This window comes from Intestinimonas butyriciproducens, from assembly GCF_016901775.1.
GTDB lineage: Bacteria > Bacillota > Clostridia > Oscillospirales > Butyricicoccaceae > Pseudobutyricicoccus.
In genome coordinates, this window is the sequence record NZ_JACJKW010000012.1 from 25,448 (window position 1) to 40,877 (window position 15,430).

Here is a 15,430-nt window from a genome sequence, read left to right on the forward strand (position 1 = left end):
TAAAATTATCACATCAGCGGGGCGAACATCCGCAGCAGAGCCCGGCCCGTCTTGATATACCAGGGCGCCCGGCGGCAGTCGGCCAAAGAGATGATCTGGCACCGGCGCAGAGTTTTGATGAAATCGTCCCGCACATCTTCCACTGTGTCGGTGCCATAAAGCAGTACACCGCATTCAAAGTGGAGGTACAAACTGCGGTAGTCCATATTGATGGTGCCTACCACACACCACCGGTCGTCCACCACAATGGTTTTGGCGTGGTTGAAACCAGGGGTGTATTCATAGATCCGCACTCCGGCCTCAAGCAATGCAGTGTAGTTGGCCCGGGTGACGGCGTGGACATACCATTTGTCCGGGATGTGAGGGGTAATGATGCGCACATCCACCCCTCGTTTGGCCGCCGCTGTCAGGGCGGTGACCGTTTCGTTGCCGATGATCAGATAGGGGGTGTTGATATAAAGATACCGGTTGGCGCTGTTGATCAGGTGGAGATAGACGGTCTCCGATACCGGCTCCCCGTCCAGGGGGTTGTCGGCAAAGGGCTGGACGATGCCGCCGGAGTGGACTTCGGGGAAAGTGGGGAAAAAGGACATGATATCCTCTTTGCTGCCCCGCAGGTAATTCCACATGGAAAGAAAGATCACCGTCAGATTCCAGGCGCCGGGGCCCTGGATCAGAATGGCGTTGTCCTTCCAGTGGCCGTACTTTTTCCGGGCATTGATGTACTCGTCCGCCAGGTTGATGCCGCCGGTAAAGGCGGTATGGCCGTCTACTACCAGGATTTTCCGGTGATCCCGATGGTTGAAATGGGAATTGAGCACCGGCAGAAAGGGATTGAACACGCAGCAGCGGATGCCCATCTGCTCCAGAGTCAGATCGTACCGGTAAGGCAGGGTCATCACACAGCCCAGATCGTCATAGATCATGCGCACATCCACCCCCTGCGCCGCCTTTTGCCGCAGGATCTCCAGGATTTCGCCCCACATTTTTCCGTCTTCCACGATGAAATACTCCAGGAAGATATAGTGCTGGGCCTTGCGCAGCTGAGCCTTCATATTTTCAAAGGCCAGTTCGCCCAGGGCGAAGTACTTGGTGTGGGTGTTTTCACACGGAGGACAGTAGGCGTATTTCTGCACATAGCGCATCAGTCCGGCGGCGGAGGGAGCCCGGGTCTTGACCCGCTGGATCAGCGGATCGTTGTTTCGCAGGCTGTTGGCCATCTGCCGCTGCACCGACTGCATCTTCTGCCGGCTCCACCGGCCCATGTGATTGCCGCCCAGCAGCAGGTAAAACAGTCCGCCGAACACCGGGAAAAGCAAAATGGGCACGATCCAGGCGATTTTGTACGCCGGGTTGCTCTGGCCGTTGACGATAATGAGCACCACGATCAGACTGATGACCAGGGACAGGGCGTAAAAATAGACGAAATAGCTGCCGAAAGACAGAAGAACCGTGGCCAGAAATACCGCCTGGACCAGAATGGACACGCCCACCAGGGTTACCCGCATGGTGAGCAGCTTCAGCAGCTTTTTCAGCAGGTTTTTTAAGATAACGCCCCACCTCCTTTGGCGGCCTGACGCTTTTTCTCGAAAAAAGTCGAATGTATCATAACACACCGGGGGAGGGGAAAAAGCAATAGATTGTAAATTCTCCCTCCCCCGGGGGTTTTTTACTGGCAGAGTTTCTGGAGAACCGCCTTGAGCAGGTCATAGGTGCGGGCAAAGGAATCCAGCTCCATATGCTCTTCGGGGGAATGGGCGCCTTCGCTGTTGCAGCTCATGGTCACCATGTCCACGCCGGGCATTCTTTTCTGGAAAATGCCGCATTCCAGTCCACCGTGGGTGGCCACCACTTTTCCCTCTTTTCCTGTCAGGGCCTTGTAGCAGTCCAGCACGGTCTGGCGGATGGGGGAGTTTTTCTCGATTTCCCAGGACTCGTAGTCGTCGTGATGGCGCACCGACGCCCCCAGAAGCTGGCCCAGAATGTCCAGACGGGCAGCCATATCCTGACGGTAGGCGTCGTTGCTGCTGCGCATGGAGACGATGCACTTGCATTCATTTTCTCCGGTGTGCACGCTGGCAAAATTCTCCGAAGCCACCACCCGGTCATTCATGGTCAGATCCCGCAGCTGAGGACCGCAGGGCAGCATCACCATCAGGCGCATCATTTGACGGCTCTGCTGGAGGGAAGCGGCCTGATATGTTCCGGCCGGTTCTGCCGTGATCTCCACCCGGAAATCCTTGTCCTGGGGCATCAGCTGAGAGCGGATCTCTTCTTCGGTTTGTTTGACCAGAGCCTGGGCCCCATCCAGCTTGTCCTGGGGCACAAGCAAAGAAGCGTCGCATTCACGGGGAATGGCGTTGTCCTTGTCGCCGCCCTGGCAGGACTGAACCCGGCAGTCCATTTCATCCATCAGACGGCGGAACAGGCGGCCCATAAGCACATTGGCGTTGCCCAGACCCATGTGGATCAGTCCGCCGGAATGGCCGCCGGACAGGCCGCGGATGGCCAGATGGAGCAGCGCTCCATTTCCTTCTTCCATGGTCAGGGGCAGGGTGAAGTCGGTGACCTGGCCGCCGGCGCTGCCGCAGCAGAACACACCTTCCGGGCCGCAGTCCAGATTGATGAGCCGGCGGGCATGGAGACGGCTGTAATCCAGGTTGTGAGCGCCGATGAGCCCCACTTCTTCCGAAGCGGTGAAGACACATTCCAAAGGAGGATGCACCAGGGTGCGGTCCTGCAGAATGGACATCATCCAGGCAACGGCCACGCCGTTGTCGGCTCCCAGGGTGGTGCCTTTGGCCCGCAGGATATTGCCTTCCACCACCAGCTGGATGGGGTCTTTCAGAAAGTCATGTTCCACATCCCGGTTCTTTTCGCACACCATGTCGGTGTGGCCCTGAAGCATCAGGGGAGGCAGGTTTTCGCAGCCCTGGGAGCCGGGTTTTGTGATGCACACATTGAAGTGCTCATCCCGCCAGGCATCCAGCCCCTGTTCCTTGGCAAAGTCCAGCAGATACTGGCTGATGGCCTCCTCATTTCCCGACCCGCGGGGGATGCGGCTGATCTCTTCAAAATACCGGAGCGCCATTTTGGGCTCCCGGCCTTCCAGCAGATATTCCATGGTACTTCCTCCTCTATTTTGTGTGAAAACCCAAGGGACAGGCCCTTTTTTCCATTATATAAAAAAAACCCTTTCTTGTCCACGCTTTCCCCTCTTGACAAAAGGGAGAAGTTCTCATAAAATATCAACTGTACTAACACACATAATACAGATAACACACCTTGGGAAAGGAGGGTACGGATTGATCACCATAGACTATAAAGACCGGCGCCCCATCTATGAGCAGATCGTCAGCAGCATAGAAGATCTGGCGGTGCGGGGGGTGCTGGAGCCGGACAGTCAGCTGCCATCGGTGCGGCAGCTGGCGGTGGAGCTTTCCATCAACCCCAACACCATCCAGCGGGCCTATTCCCAGCTGGAAAAGACCGGGGTGATCTACTCGGTAAAGGGCAAGGGAAATTTTGTGGCGGCCGATCCCAAGCGGCTGCGGGAGGAAAAAATGGAACAGATTTTGCAGGAGATGGAGAAGCTGCTGCGCCAGGCCCTGGCTTTGGGCGCAGGAAAAGAGAAAATGGAACACTGGCTGCACAGCCTGCTGGAGACCGAAGAAGGAGGGAACAAGGCATGATAACAGCCACCGATGTAACCAAGCGTTTCGGCAACATCCTGGCGATGGATGCTGTGACGGCCGTCATCCGGGAAGGCAGCGTGTTTGGGCTGATCGGCTCCAACGGCGCTGGAAAATCCACCTTTCTGCGCATGACAGCGGGGATCCTCCGGCCGGACAGCGGCAGTCTGATGGCCGATGGTATGGAGATCTATGAAAATCCCCAGGTAAAGGGGCGGATCTTCTATATTTCCGATGAACAGTATTTTTATTCCAACGCCACTCCCCGTGAATTGCGGGATTTTTACGCCAGCATCTATCCGGGCTTTGACAAGGGCCGGTTTCAGACTTTGATGAAGGGCTTTGATCTTCAGATGGAGCGGAAGATCAACACCTTTTCCAAAGGCATGAAAAAGCAGGTGTCTGTGATCTGCGGCATTTGTTCCGGGGCGGATTATCTTCTGTGCGACGAGACCTTTGACGGACTGGATCCGGTGGCCCGGCAGGCGGTCAAGAGCCTTCTGGCCGGAGAGGTGGCCGAGCGGAACATGACCCCGGTGATCGCTTCCCACAACCTGCGGGAGCTGGAGGATATCTGTGATCATGTAGGGCTTCTGCACCGGGGCGGCATTTTGTTCAGCCGGGATCTGGAGGATATGAAACTGGGAATCCACAAGCTCCAGTGCGTCTTCCAGGAGCCGGTGGAGCGGGGGGATTTTGCCCCTCTGGAAGTGATGAGCTTTGACAAGCGGGGAAGTCTTTTTACCATTACGGCCCGCTCGTCCCGGGAGGAGCTGGAAGAGAAAGTCCGGTCCATGGGGCCGGTGTTTTACGAAGTGCTCCCTCTGTCTTTGGAGGAGATCTTTATCAGCGAAACGGAGGTGCAGGGCTATGACATCAAAAAGCTTCTGTTCTAAAGAAGAATCCAGGCTGCTGGGGATGCTGACAAAGGAAAAAATGCGCCGCAGTCTGTGGGCCATCAGCCTGTGTACCCTGGCCTTTTTCTTCATGCTCACAGTACCCACCATCATGGGGGTGCAGCAGGGGATGGAGCGGCGGCAGGTGGATCCCCAGGCCATGGAGTCCATCTATTCCATGCTGAGCACCATCGTGGGGCGGCACAATGTGTTTGTCACCCTGGCCACCGTGGCCATGGCTGTGCTTCTGGCCGCCGTCAGCTTTCACTATATGCATAAGAAAAAGCAGGTGGATTTTTACCACAGCCTGCCCATCCGCCGTCCCTGGCTCTTTCTGACGAGTTTCCTGGCGGGACTGTTTGGGTTCCTGTTCGCCTATCTGCTGAATCTGGCGCTGTCCCTGGGCATTATCTTCTGTTCCGGCTTCGGTCAGGCGCTCAGCGGTGTGCAGGTGCTGGGCACCATGGTGCTGCACCTGGTGTTTTTCCTGGCGGTTTATGCCCTTTCCATTGCAGCCCACCAGCTGGCGGGCACCACAGCCACCGGTTTGCTTTGCACCGGGTTTTTGCTGGCCTTGTTCCCGGCGGCCCTGGGGCTGACCATTGTTTATGGCCAGCTGCTGTTTGACCACTGGTACCTGCCCGATGAGATCGTTAGCCGCCTGGGACAGTGGCTCTCCCCTCTGTGGAGCTACTTTACCATGTCTTTTTCCTATAACGATTCCATCCGGGCGGGAATGGTAGTCTATTGGCTTGTGTGGGCGCTGGTGCTGGGAGGAGTGGGAATGTTCCTCTATACCCGCCGCCCATCGGAGAGCGCGGGAAAAGCCGTGGCGTTTTCCCGTCCGGCCGCCGTGCTCAAATACATGGCCGTGATTCTGTGCACCCTGGCCGGAGGCGTGCTCTTCCGTGTGATCGGTGTGGGCCTGGGCTGGCAGATCTTCGGCTTTTTCTGCGGCGGGATCATCTCCCACTGTGTGCTGGAGGTGGTCTACAACCTGGACTTCAAAAAGATCTTCTGCCACATCAAGGGTCTGGGAATCTGCGGGGTATGCTTTGCTGCCCTGTATACTGCCTGCCATATGGATCTGTTTGGCTACGACAAGTTTCTGCCCACGGCGGATCAGGTGAAGGCCGTGAGCCTGATGAGCAATGAGAATGAGGACTATGTGCTGAGTGTGGATGAAACCCAGCTGGACACTTTGTACCGGCAGACCTATCGCCAGCCGGAGAACATCAAGGCCGCTTTGGAGCTGTGCGCTTCCTCCATCGAACCGGCCTCGGAGGAAAGCGGCTGGGATGGAGCCCGAATCTGGGTCTGTTATCAGATGAACAGCGGCCGGAAGGTCTACCGCAGCTACTTTGCCCCTTCCCGGGAGGCGTTTTTGGAACAATGGGCCGTCCTTTATGACAGCCGGGAGTACAAAGAAAATTATTATCCCATCTTCCAGCTGAAGGACAGTGAGCTGCAAAGCGTAGGCTGCTGGCAGGGTGAAGGAGATTATACCGGCTTTGTGCGGCAGCAGGAGCAGGCGGCTGCGTTGGCCGAAACCCTGCGGGAAGAGACTTTGAATCTCACCGTGGAGCAGCTGAAGCATCAGGCGCCGGTGGCCATGCTGGAATGGGGAAACGATCCCAATTACGGCAAAGAAGGCAATTACAGCCACATGGTCACCCAGATGCCGGTGTATCCCTCCATGGAAAAGACTCTGGCGCTTATGGAAGAGTATGGAATCTATCAGCCGGGGGCCCTGCTGGAACTGGATGAGATCCAGGGCGTATGGCTGTGGAGTTGGGATAAGGAAGGCGCCCATACTCTGGAGCTGGAAGAGGGCGTGGCCATGGCCGATGTCCAGGTCAGCGACGGCGGCGATATTTATATCACCGACAAAGAACGGATCGCCCGGATGCTGGAAAAGGCGGTCCTCAGTGAGCTGGCAGACCGGAATCCTTATTTTGAAGCGGATGCCGTGCGGGCCCGGTTCGTTCTGGATGAAAACATGGGTTATAGCGTGGATTGCGTGTTCCCCGCAGGAGAGTTTCCTCTCAGCACCGCAAAATAAAGGAAAAAGCAAAAACGCAGGCATTTGCCTGCGTTTTTGCTCATTTTACCCTAGCCAAACGAAGGATCACATGGCCGGCAATCATCAGCCCGGCCACCGAGGGCACAAAGGACAGGCTGCCGGGGGTCTGGCGGCGGCCCGGGGGAGGGGCCTCACCGCCGGAGAGGGGGGTCAGGGGCTTTTCATCGGACCAGAGCACCTCCAGATGGGAGATGCCCCGGGCTTTCAGTTCTCTACGCATCACCCGGGCCAGAGGGCATACCGAAGTCTGGCTGATATCTCCGATGCGGAAGCGGGAAGGATCCAGCTTGTTCCCTGTGCCCATGGAGGCGATGAGGGGCACTCCGGCCCGCTGGGACTCCTCGGCCAGAAGCAGCTTGGAGCTTACGGTGTCGATGGCGTCCACCACATAGTCGTATTCCTGCAGCCGGATCTGCTCCCGGGTCTCCGGGCCATAAAACAGGCACAGGGGTTCCGCCTGGCACAGAGGATTGATGTCCTGGATACGGCGGGCCATCACCTCCGCCTTTTTCTGGCCCAGGGTGCTGTGGAGAGCCGCCAGCTGACGGTTGCAGTTGCTCAGTGCCACTTCGTCCGGGTCTGTGAGGGTGATGCGCCCCACTCCGGCCCGGGCCAGGGCCTCGGCCACATAAGAGCCTACGCCTCCTACGCCAAAGAGCAAAACGGCGGATTGTTCCAGTTTTTTCTGGGATTCCTCTCCCAGCAGAAGGATCTGGCGGGAAAAGGGAAGATCGGTCATAGCAAAAGTCCTCCCGGGTGTTTTTCTTTTTATGATACCCCATTTTGAAGGAAAAAGGCAAGGTTTATCCCGCAGATTTCAGCTCTCCGCCCGGCAGATATCCATTCAGCCATCGGGTGCCATAGAGGCATTCCGGAAAACTTGCAAAGGGAAAGGTCTTTTTCTCACAGGCAGCCAGACCCTGGTTCGCATGGCCCTGCTGGTAAAAGAATAATTACAAATAAAAAAGCGCCCCGAAGGGCGCTTTTTCTGTTGTTTAGCTTACAGGGACTGGAGGATGGTCTGATAGATCTTTTGGGAGAGTGCTTCTCCTTCTTCCACCATCTTCTGGCCCCGGGTCTTGTAATCCTCCGCCATGGCGGCGTCCTTCAAAGAGCCCAGGTTGATGCACACATTCAGCCAGGCTCCCTTCATGGCGCAGCCCAGGTTGAGGGCGGCCACGCCCAGATCGCTGGCGGCGTTCTGGTTGAATTTGCCTTCCATCCTGTCCACCAGGTGCAGAACCTGAAGGCACAGCTCCATGGTTTCAAAGGGAACCTTGGTGGATTCCACCATGCCCTCGGCGATCTTCTGGCTCCGGGCGGCTTTTTCCTCCGGGGTTTCCTTGGGCATCTTGAAGGCGGCGGAAACCAGGTTGAAAGCATCGGTGTCCTTGTCGATGGACAGGATCAGCTTTTCATACAGAGTCTGGGCCTGGGGAATGATCTCGGCCATCAGCCCGTCAAATTCGGCGTATTTCTTTTTGCCCTGGGTCAGGCGGCACACCATGGCGCACAGCGCCGCCCCGTTGGCTCCGCACAGGGCGCTGACACTGCCGCCGCCAGGGGCGGGAGCATCGGAACCCAGCACATCCACAAAATCCTTGATGGTCAGTTCAGCCAGTTTCATAAGGCGTTATCCTTTCTCGTGGGCCACCCGGCCCTTTTTGATGACGGTGCGGCACAGATTGGAGCCGAACCGGTAGAGGATCATATCCAGATCGGGGGCGTCCCAGATCACCAGGTCCCCCTGCTTGCCCGCTTCCACGGTGCCCACTTTGTCACCCATTCCCACCGAACAGGCGGCGTTGAGAGTGACGGCGCACAAAACCTCTTCCGGCTTCAGCTTGTAGCGCAGCAGCCCCAGATTCATGGCAAAGGGCAGGTTGAGAGAGGGGCAGGAGCCGGGGTTGAAGTCCGAGGCGATGACCACCGGGATACCCAGCTCCACCATGCGCCGGGCCGGCGCAAAGGTTTTGTCCAGATAGAAGGAGGTGGCGGGGAGCAGATCGGCGATGACCCCGCCCTTGGCCATGGCCTGCATTCCCTCTTCGTTGGAGGCGATCAGGTGCTCAGCGGAGAGGGCGCCTACTTCGGCGCTCAGCTCAGCGCCGCCGATGGCGTCGATCTCGTCGGCATGGATGCGGGGCACAAGGCCCAGGGCCTTGCCGGCCATGAGTACCTTCCGGGACTGGGGCACATCAAAGGCCCCGGTCTCGCAGAACACATCGCAGCACCGGGCCAGCTTTTCTTCTGCCACGGCAGGAAGGATTTTTTCTGTCAGCAGATCCACATAACCGTCGGGATCTTCTTTGTATTCCTCCGGCACGGCATGGGCGCCCAGGAAGGTGGCGTCGATGTCCATGGGATGGGTCTCCTGGAGCTTTTTGATCACCCGCAGCTGTTTCAGCTCGTTTTCCAGGTCCAGGCCGTAGCCGCTTTTGATCTCGCAGGAGGTGACGCCCATGGAGAGCATTTCATTCAGAAAACCCTCAGAACGCCGGAGAAGCTCTTCCTCGCTGGCCTCTCTGGTGTGGCGCACCGTGCTCAGGATGCCGCCGCCCATGCGCAGGATATCCAGATATCCGGTCCCCGCCAGCTTGAGCGGGATCTCATGCTGCCGCCAGCCCCCAAAGACCAGATGGGTGTGGGCGTCGATCAGGCCGGGAGTGACCAGGTTTCCTCCGGCATCGATCACCTGCGCCCCCTGGGCCTTTTCCATGGGGAAATCGGCCTGGCTTCCGGCATAGGTGATGATGCCGTCTTCCATCAGCACGCAAGCCTCTGGGATCTTCTCCATCTGCCCCTGCATTTCACCGGCATGGACAGAGGAGCCCTGGGGCGTGCACAAAAGGCCAATATTCTGTACCAGTGTTTTTTCCATAGAAAATCACCCTTAGAGGATGTGGTTTTCCAGCACCTGCTTGGAAAAGTCGAAGTCCTCGATCTGCATATAGTATTCGGCGGAATCGATGAGGGCTTTCATGGGGGTCAGACCGATGATCTCGGTGCCCACCACATGGACGCCCCAACGGGCGGCCTCGGCCTTGACCAGCTCCAGCACGCGATAGAGAGGGGTGCGGTTGAAGTCGGTCATGTTGATGGAGACCTGGGCGATGTTCCGGTCCTCCAGCATGACGCCCAGGGCCTTGACGCAGTCAAAGCCGCCGGAGCTGCGGCGGATGATCTTGCCGATCTTGCTGGCGATGCTTACATCGGAAGTGCTCAGGTTGATGTTGAAGGCCACCAGAGGCATCCGGGCGCCCACGGCCACCACGCCTGCGGTGGGATGGATCTTACGGCCGCCGAAATCGGGCTCCCACTCTTCCTGCTGCACCTTTTCCGCCATGCCTTCGAACTGGCCCTTGCGGATCTTGGCCAGGTTGACACGGTGGGGAGCGCTGGCGGAATCCTCATAGAGGAACACCGGCAGACCGAAACTGTCGGAGATCTTCTGGCCCACTTCCTTGCTGATGGCGATGGCTTCTTCCTTTGTCACATCCTTGATGGGAATGAAGGGGATGACATCCACAGCGCCCATGCGGGGATGTTCGCCTTCGTGCTTGGTCAGGTCGATCAGCTCCACTGCTTTGCCGGCAAGGTCGATGGCGCACTGGGCCACGGCGGAGGGCTCGCCCAGGAAGGTGATGACGGTACGGTTATGGCTGGGGTCGGAGGAATAGTCCAGCAGGGCTACGCCGGGGGTGTTGCGCACCACATCCACAACTGCTTCGATCACTTCGGTGCGGCGGCCTTCGCTGATATTGGGGACGCATTCCAAAATTTTAGCCATGGTGATTGTTCTCCTTTTTCTATATGTCTCTGAAATGGTGGCAGACCGGGGTTTGGGGCGGAAAGTTTCCGCCCCAAACCAGGGAAAGATGATTATTTGCTTTCTTTGATGACCCGCTCCACAAGGGCTTCATCGGCCACATAGGGCAGGGTGATATGGCCCTTTCCGGCGTAGTTTTTGTTGTACTCCACGCTGGTGGACACAGAGTTTTCGTTTCTGGCCCAGCTGCGGCGGGCCACGCCGCCCATTACATCCCACATCAGGGAAGAGCGGATGATCTCGTCCACACGCTCGCTGCCGTCCAGCACCAGGCCGAAGCCGCCGTTGATGGCTTTGCCGATGCCCACGCCGCCGCCGTTGTGCAGGGCGCACAGGCTCATGCCACGGGCTGCGTTGCCGGCGAAGCACTGCACCGCCATATCGGCCATCACATTGCTGCCGTCCTTGATGTTGGAGGTCTCACGGAAGGGGGAGTCGGTGCCGGACACATCGTGGTGATCCCGGCCCATCATTACAGGGCCGATCTTGCCTTCCCGCACCATCTCGTTAAAGCGCAGGGCGATCTTTACACGGCCCTCGGCATCCTGGTACAGGATACGGGCCTGGGTGCCAACCACCAGCTTGTTCTTCTTGGCATCCCGCACCCATACCCAGTTGTCACGGTCCTGATACCGGCGGTCGGGATCGATGCAGTCCATGGCCGCCTGGTCGGTGGCGTCCAGATCTTCCGGCTTGCCGCTGAGGCACACCCAGCGGAAGGGACCATAGCCAAAGTCAAAGAGCAGGGGGCCCATGATGTCTTCCACATAGGAGGGGAAGATGAAGCCGTCTTTTTCGTCGATGCCGTTTTTGGAGATCTCCTTGACGCCGCTGTCATAGACGGCCTTCATGAAGGAGTTGCCGTAATCGAAGAAATAGGTACCTTTGGCTACCAGAGCCTTGATGGCGTCAAAATGACGGCGCAGAGTGGCGTCGATCATCTTGTGGAAGTTCTCCCGGTCGTTGTGGAGCATATGGGTGCGCTCCTCAAAGGTAATGCCCACCGGGCAGTAGCCGCCGTCATAGGCGTTGTGGCAGGAGGTCTGGTCGGAAAGCAGGTCGATGTGGATGTCCTTTGCCAGGCAGTACTCCAGCAGATCCACGATGTTGCCGTGGTAGGCGATGGAGATAGGCTCTTTCTTCTCCATATACTCCTTGGCCCACTGGAACACCTGGTCCAGGTTGTCGCTGACCAGGCTGACCCAGCCCTGATCGTGGCGGGTCTTGATGCGGCTTTCGTCCACTTCGGCAAAAACGCCTACGGCTCCGGCGATCTCGGCCGCCTTGGGCTGAGCGCCGCTCATGCCGCCCAGGCCGGAGGACACAAAGAGCCTACCGGCCAGGTTGCCCTCAGCGGGGATGCCCAGGAATTTCCGTCCGGCGTTGAGGATGGTGTTGAAGGTGCCGTGGACGATGCCCTGGGGCCCGATGTACATCCAGCCGCCGGCGGTCATCTGGCCGTAGTTGGCCACGCCCATCTCTTCGGCGATCTCCCAATCGTCGATGTTGTCGAACATACCCACCATCAGAGCGTTGGTGAGGATGACCCGGGGAGCATCCTTCTTGGAGGGGAACAGGCCCACCGGATGGCCCGATTCGATGACCAGGGTCTGGTCGTCCCGCAGCTCTTCCAGGTATTTTTTGATCAGCCGGTACTGGAGCCAGTTCTGGCAGACGCTGCCGGTTTCGCCATAGGTTACCAGCTCATAGGGATAGAGGGCCACTTCGAAATCCAGGTTGTTGTCGATCATCACCTGGAAGGCCTTGCCCTCGATGCAGTTGCCCTTGTATTCGTCGATGGGCTTGCCATAAAGGCGGCCTTCGGGACGATAGCGGTAGGCATAGATGCGGCCCCGGGTCTTCAGCTCCTCCAGAAATTCGGGAGCCAGTGTTTCGTGCAGCTCTTCGGGCACATAACGCAGCGCGTTCATCAGGGCCAGCTTGGTCTGGGCCTCGGTGAGGCGGTAGCCCCGGTCGGGGGCCCGGCGGATGCCCTCTACAAAAGAGGGATATTCCGGCAAGGTGGCATCCAGCTTGATCTGCATGGCCTGGCCGATCTCTTTGTTGCTCAGCATGGGTGTTCCTCCTTATTTCAGTGCGCCGATGGTTTCTTCCACCAGCTCATTCAGCTCGGCGGACTTGACCATCTTGTCAAATTTGTTCATTTCAATATAGGAAATCTGGTCGTGCTCCCAGGCGGGAACGCTCTTGCGGATGTGCTTGTAAACGGCGCTCATGGCCTTGCCCAGCTTGCTTTCGTCCCGGAAGGTCATGGCCTGGGATGCGGCAAACAGTTCGATGCCCAGCACCTTCTGGCTGTTGTCCAGAATGGACAGGGCCTTGCGGGCGGCGGTGGTGCCCATGGACACATGGTCCTCCTGGTTGGCCGAAGAGGGGATGCTGTCCACGCAGGCGGGATGGGCCAGCACCTTGTTTTCCGACACCATGGAGGCGGCGGCATACTGGGTGATCATCAGGCCGGAGTTGACGCCGCCGTGCTCGATGAGGAAGGCGGGCAGGCCGGACAGCTGGGGATTGACCAGGCGCTCGGTGCGGCGCTCGGAGATGTCGGCCAGCTCGGAAATGGCGATGGCGATAAAGTCCATGGCCAGGCCCACCGGCTCGCCGTGGAAGTTGCCGCCGGAGATCACATCGTCCTCATCGGGGAAGATCAGAGGGTTGTCGGTGACGGCGTTGATCTCCCGAGAGATCACATCATAGGCATAGCGGATGCTGTCCCGGCAGGCGCCGTGCACCTGAGGCACGCAGCGGAGGGAATAGGCGTCCTGCACCTTGCCCGGCTGCACATCGGCGGCAAGACCGCTGCCTTCCAGCAGGCGGAGCATATTGGCGGCGCAGTCGATCTGGCCCTGGTGGCCCCGCACGGCGTGGACTTTGGGATCATAGGCCTTTTTGATGGCCAGGAGCGCTTCGCCGGTGAGGGCGGCGCAGATGTCGGCGGTTTTCATCAGTTTGACGGCGCCGTCCACCACAAAGCAGCCGATGGCTGTCATGATCTGGGTGCCGTTGATCAGGGCCAGGCCTTCCTTGGCGGCCAGTTCCACCACCGGGATGCCGGCCTTTTTCATGGCTTCGGCGCCGGGCATTCTTTCGCCCTGGTACCAGGCTTCGCCTTCGCCCAGCATCACCAGCACCATGTGGCTCAGGGGAGCCAGGTCGCCGCTGGCGCCCAGGGAGCCCTTCTGGGGGATGACCGGATGAACGCCGCGGTTAAGCATATCGATCATGGTCTGGATGGTGCTCAGGCGGATACCGGAGTTGCCCTTGCTCAGCGCATTGCACCGCAGCAGCATCACCGCCCGGCTGATCTCCTCGCTGAGGGGTTCACCCATGGCGCAGCTGTGGCTAATGATCAGATTGCGCTGCAGCTCCTTGGTTTCGTCGGCGGAGATGAGCACATCGCTGAATTTGCCGAAACCAGTGGTCAGGCCGTAAATCACAGCGCCGTCCTCCAGCTTCTGGTCCACATAAGCCCGGGCCTTGTTGACTTTGGCCTTGGCCTCCTCGGTCAGTTCCACCTTTTCTCCATGGCGGGCCACCTGAATCACATCTTCGATGGTCAGATGGTTGCCGTCGATCATAAGAGCCATATCTGTTCCTTCCTTTCTCTCCGTAGGGATGAAAAATGATCGCAAAAAGACGATGTTTGGCAAAATGGTACACTAAAAAACATAAAGGTACATGGTCATTGTATAAAAAACAAAACACAAAGTCAATGACTCCCGGAAGGATTGGTGCATTCTCACTGAAAAGCGAGAAAAAAACTAGCAATTTCCCCAAAGATATGGTATTCTTTTGAGTAGACCAATTTGCCGGGGAGCAGGCTGCGCCAGCGGTTCAATCTGGTAAAACAACAGAGCGGATGAACCAATTTCCCCGGAAGGAGGAGCTATGACCTTCCATCTGGATCCAAATAAACCCATTTATCAGCAGGTGGCCCAGCAGATTTTGCAGGACATCAAAGAGGGGAAGCTGCGCCCGGGGGACCGTCTGCCCACCGAGCGGGAGCTGGCGGCCCAGTTGGGGGTGGCCCGGGGCACGGTGAAAAAGGCCTATCGGGAACTGGCCGACAACAACCTGGTGGAAGTCATCCAGGGCAGCGGCACCTATGTCCATTCCCACCGCCAGGGGGCGGAAGGGGAGAAGCGGAAGCTGGCCATGGCCCTTCTGGAGGAAACCGCCGACCGGCTGGACCTGTGGGGCTTTTCGCCGGAGGAAAGCCTGAATATGATGCGCATCGTGCTGGATAAGGCCAGCCCTGGGGAAAAGACCCTTCGCCTGGCCGTCATCGACTGCAACCCGGAGAGCCTGGCCATTTTCAAAAAGCAGCTTTTGTATCTGCCGGGCGTATCCCTGTCCCTCTTTATGGTGGACAGCATCATTTTGGACGACGATCCCCGGGCCCTTCTGGCCGATTTCGATCTGGTGGTCACCACCGAGACCCACTACGACCAGATCGCCCAGAGCCTGGCCGGTTTCGGGAAAAAACTTCTGAAAGTGGCCATGGCCCCTTCCCGGTATACCATTGTCAGCATCACCACTCTGCCCAGGGAGACGCCCATCGGCATCATTTGTTCCAGCAATAAGTTTGCCAATCTCATCACCGAGCAGCTGTGCTATTTCCGGGAGGAAGAAAAAAGTTACCCGGTGAATTTTGAAACAGACCTGCAAAGCACCATCGGTTTTATGGGCCGGTATGGAGCCATTGTGGTTTCTCCCGACTCCCTGCTCTTTGACAAGCAGGCGGCCGGAGATGCATTGGACCGGTACCGGCAGCAGGGAGGACGGGTGATTCCCTTTGACTATCTCATCGAACGGGGAAGCCTGATCCACCTGGAGGAACAGGTGGGCGCTCTGATGGAGGAAAAATACCACCTGCCGGAGACACTGTGAAAAAAAGGAGAAAAGG

The 15,430-nt window shown here is 58.0% G+C and carries 12 protein-coding genes; 4 read left to right on the plus strand and 8 right to left on the minus strand.

What is annotated here, in order from left to right:
* Window positions 1-8: 8 nt before the first annotated feature.
* Both cls and pepD read right to left on the minus strand, forming a co-directional pair.
* Entirely contained in the window at window positions 9-1,508 is a 1,500-nt protein-coding gene (cls, locus tag H6A25_RS07635) for a cardiolipin synthase (RefSeq protein WP_243423283.1), read from the minus strand.
* A gap of 161 nt (window positions 1,509-1,669) precedes the next feature.
* A complete protein-coding gene (gene pepD / locus H6A25_RS07640) occupies window positions 1,670-3,124 on the minus strand; it encodes a beta-Ala-His dipeptidase (protein WP_204751377.1) in 1,455 nt (484 codons plus the stop codon).
* Between the two features lie 181 nt (window positions 3,125-3,305).
* On the opposite strand from pepD, the gene H6A25_RS07645 reads away from it, so the two are divergent.
* Genes H6A25_RS07645 through H6A25_RS07655 form a run of 3 tightly spaced genes read left to right on the plus strand, consistent with a single transcriptional unit; the run spans window position 3,306 to window position 6,650 of the window.
* The gene (locus tag H6A25_RS07645; RefSeq protein ID WP_204751378.1) at window positions 3,306-3,692 is read left to right on the plus strand and encodes a GntR family transcriptional regulator; all 387 of its coding nucleotides are present in this window, start codon (window positions 3,306-3,308) and stop codon (window positions 3,690-3,692) included.
* Window positions 3,689-4,588, plus strand: coding sequence for an ABC transporter ATP-binding protein (locus H6A25_RS07650; RefSeq protein WP_204751379.1), 900 nt, complete (start codon window positions 3,689-3,691; stop codon window positions 4,586-4,588). Before H6A25_RS07645 ends, H6A25_RS07650 begins: the two co-directional genes overlap by 4 nt.
* Entirely contained in the window at window positions 4,563-6,650 is a 2,088-nt protein-coding gene (locus H6A25_RS07655; RefSeq protein WP_204751380.1) for a DUF6449 domain-containing protein, read from the plus strand. The genes H6A25_RS07650 and H6A25_RS07655 overlap by 26 nt, the downstream gene beginning before the upstream one ends.
* 40 nt (window positions 6,651-6,690) lie before the next feature.
* Here H6A25_RS07655 and H6A25_RS07660 read toward each other — a convergent pair whose 3' ends face one another.
* The 6 genes from H6A25_RS07660 to hutH all read right to left on the minus strand — a co-directional run bounded on the left by H6A25_RS07660 (window position 6,691) and on the right by hutH (window position 14,111).
* Complete coding sequence (locus H6A25_RS07660; RefSeq protein ID WP_204751381.1) at window positions 6,691-7,410, minus strand: tRNA threonylcarbamoyladenosine dehydratase; 720 nt, start codon at window positions 7,408-7,410, stop codon at window positions 6,691-6,693.
* Between the two features lie 261 nt (window positions 7,411-7,671).
* Window positions 7,672-8,298: a cyclodeaminase/cyclohydrolase family protein gene (locus H6A25_RS07665; protein ID WP_204751382.1), complete on the minus strand. Its 627-nt coding sequence runs from the start codon at window positions 8,296-8,298 to the stop codon at window positions 7,672-7,674.
* Between the two features lie 6 nt (window positions 8,299-8,304).
* Window positions 8,305-9,552 (minus strand): imidazolonepropionase, encoded by a 1,248-nt coding sequence (gene hutI, locus H6A25_RS07670; protein ID WP_204751383.1) that lies wholly within the window; start codon window positions 9,550-9,552, stop codon window positions 8,305-8,307.
* A gap of 12 nt (window positions 9,553-9,564) precedes the next feature.
* Window positions 9,565-10,461 carry a glutamate formimidoyltransferase gene (ftcD, locus tag H6A25_RS07675; protein ID WP_207750837.1) on the minus strand — a complete coding sequence of 299 codons (897 nt, stop codon included), beginning with the start codon at window positions 10,459-10,461 and terminating at the stop codon, window positions 9,565-9,567.
* Window positions 10,462-10,553: 92 nt separating this feature from the next.
* Window positions 10,554-12,575 (minus strand): urocanate hydratase, encoded by a 2,022-nt coding sequence (locus tag H6A25_RS07680; protein WP_204751384.1) that lies wholly within the window; start codon window positions 12,573-12,575, stop codon window positions 10,554-10,556.
* Window positions 12,576-12,587: 12 nt separating this feature from the next.
* On the minus strand, window positions 12,588-14,111 hold the full coding sequence (hutH, locus tag H6A25_RS07685) for a histidine ammonia-lyase (protein WP_204751385.1): 1,524 nt from the start codon (window positions 14,109-14,111) through the stop codon (window positions 12,588-12,590).
* A 301-nt stretch (window positions 14,112-14,412) separates the two neighbouring features.
* On the opposite strand from hutH, the gene H6A25_RS07690 reads away from it, so the two are divergent.
* Window positions 14,413-15,414 carry a GntR family transcriptional regulator gene (locus tag H6A25_RS07690; protein ID WP_204751386.1) on the plus strand — a complete coding sequence of 334 codons (1,002 nt, stop codon included), beginning with the start codon at window positions 14,413-14,415 and terminating at the stop codon, window positions 15,412-15,414.
* Window positions 15,415-15,430 lie beyond the last annotated feature (16 nt).

Bases quoted from the DNA above. Each gene is read 5' to 3' on its own strand.
- cls (WP_243423283.1), bottom strand. From the start codon at position 1,508: ATGCGGGTAACCCTGGTGGGCGTGTCCATTCTGGTCCAGGCGGTATTT.
- pepD (WP_204751377.1), bottom strand. From the start codon at position 3,124: ATGGAATATCTGCTGGAAGGCCGGGAGCCCAAAATGGCGCTCCGGTAT.
- H6A25_RS07650 (WP_204751379.1), top strand. From the start codon at position 3,689: ATGATAACAGCCACCGATGTAACCAAGCGTTTCGGCAACATCCTGGCG.
- H6A25_RS07655 (WP_204751380.1), top strand. From the start codon at position 4,563: ATGACATCAAAAAGCTTCTGTTCTAAAGAAGAATCCAGGCTGCTGGGG.
- H6A25_RS07660 (WP_204751381.1), bottom strand. From the start codon at position 7,410: ATGACCGATCTTCCCTTTTCCCGCCAGATCCTTCTGCTGGGAGAGGAA.
- H6A25_RS07665 (WP_204751382.1), bottom strand. From the start codon at position 8,298: ATGAAACTGGCTGAACTGACCATCAAGGATTTTGTGGATGTGCTGGGT.
- hutI (WP_204751383.1), bottom strand. From the start codon at position 9,552: ATGGAAAAAACACTGGTACAGAATATTGGCCTTTTGTGCACGCCCCAG.
- ftcD (WP_207750837.1), bottom strand. From the start codon at position 10,461: ATGGCTAAAATTTTGGAATGCGTCCCCAATATCAGCGAAGGCCGCCGC.
- H6A25_RS07680 (WP_204751384.1), bottom strand. From the start codon at position 12,575: ATGCTGAGCAACAAAGAGATCGGCCAGGCCATGCAGATCAAGCTGGAT.
- hutH (WP_204751385.1), bottom strand. From the start codon at position 14,111: ATGGCTCTTATGATCGACGGCAACCATCTGACCATCGAAGATGTGATT.
- H6A25_RS07690 (WP_204751386.1), top strand. From the start codon at position 14,413: ATGACCTTCCATCTGGATCCAAATAAACCCATTTATCAGCAGGTGGCC.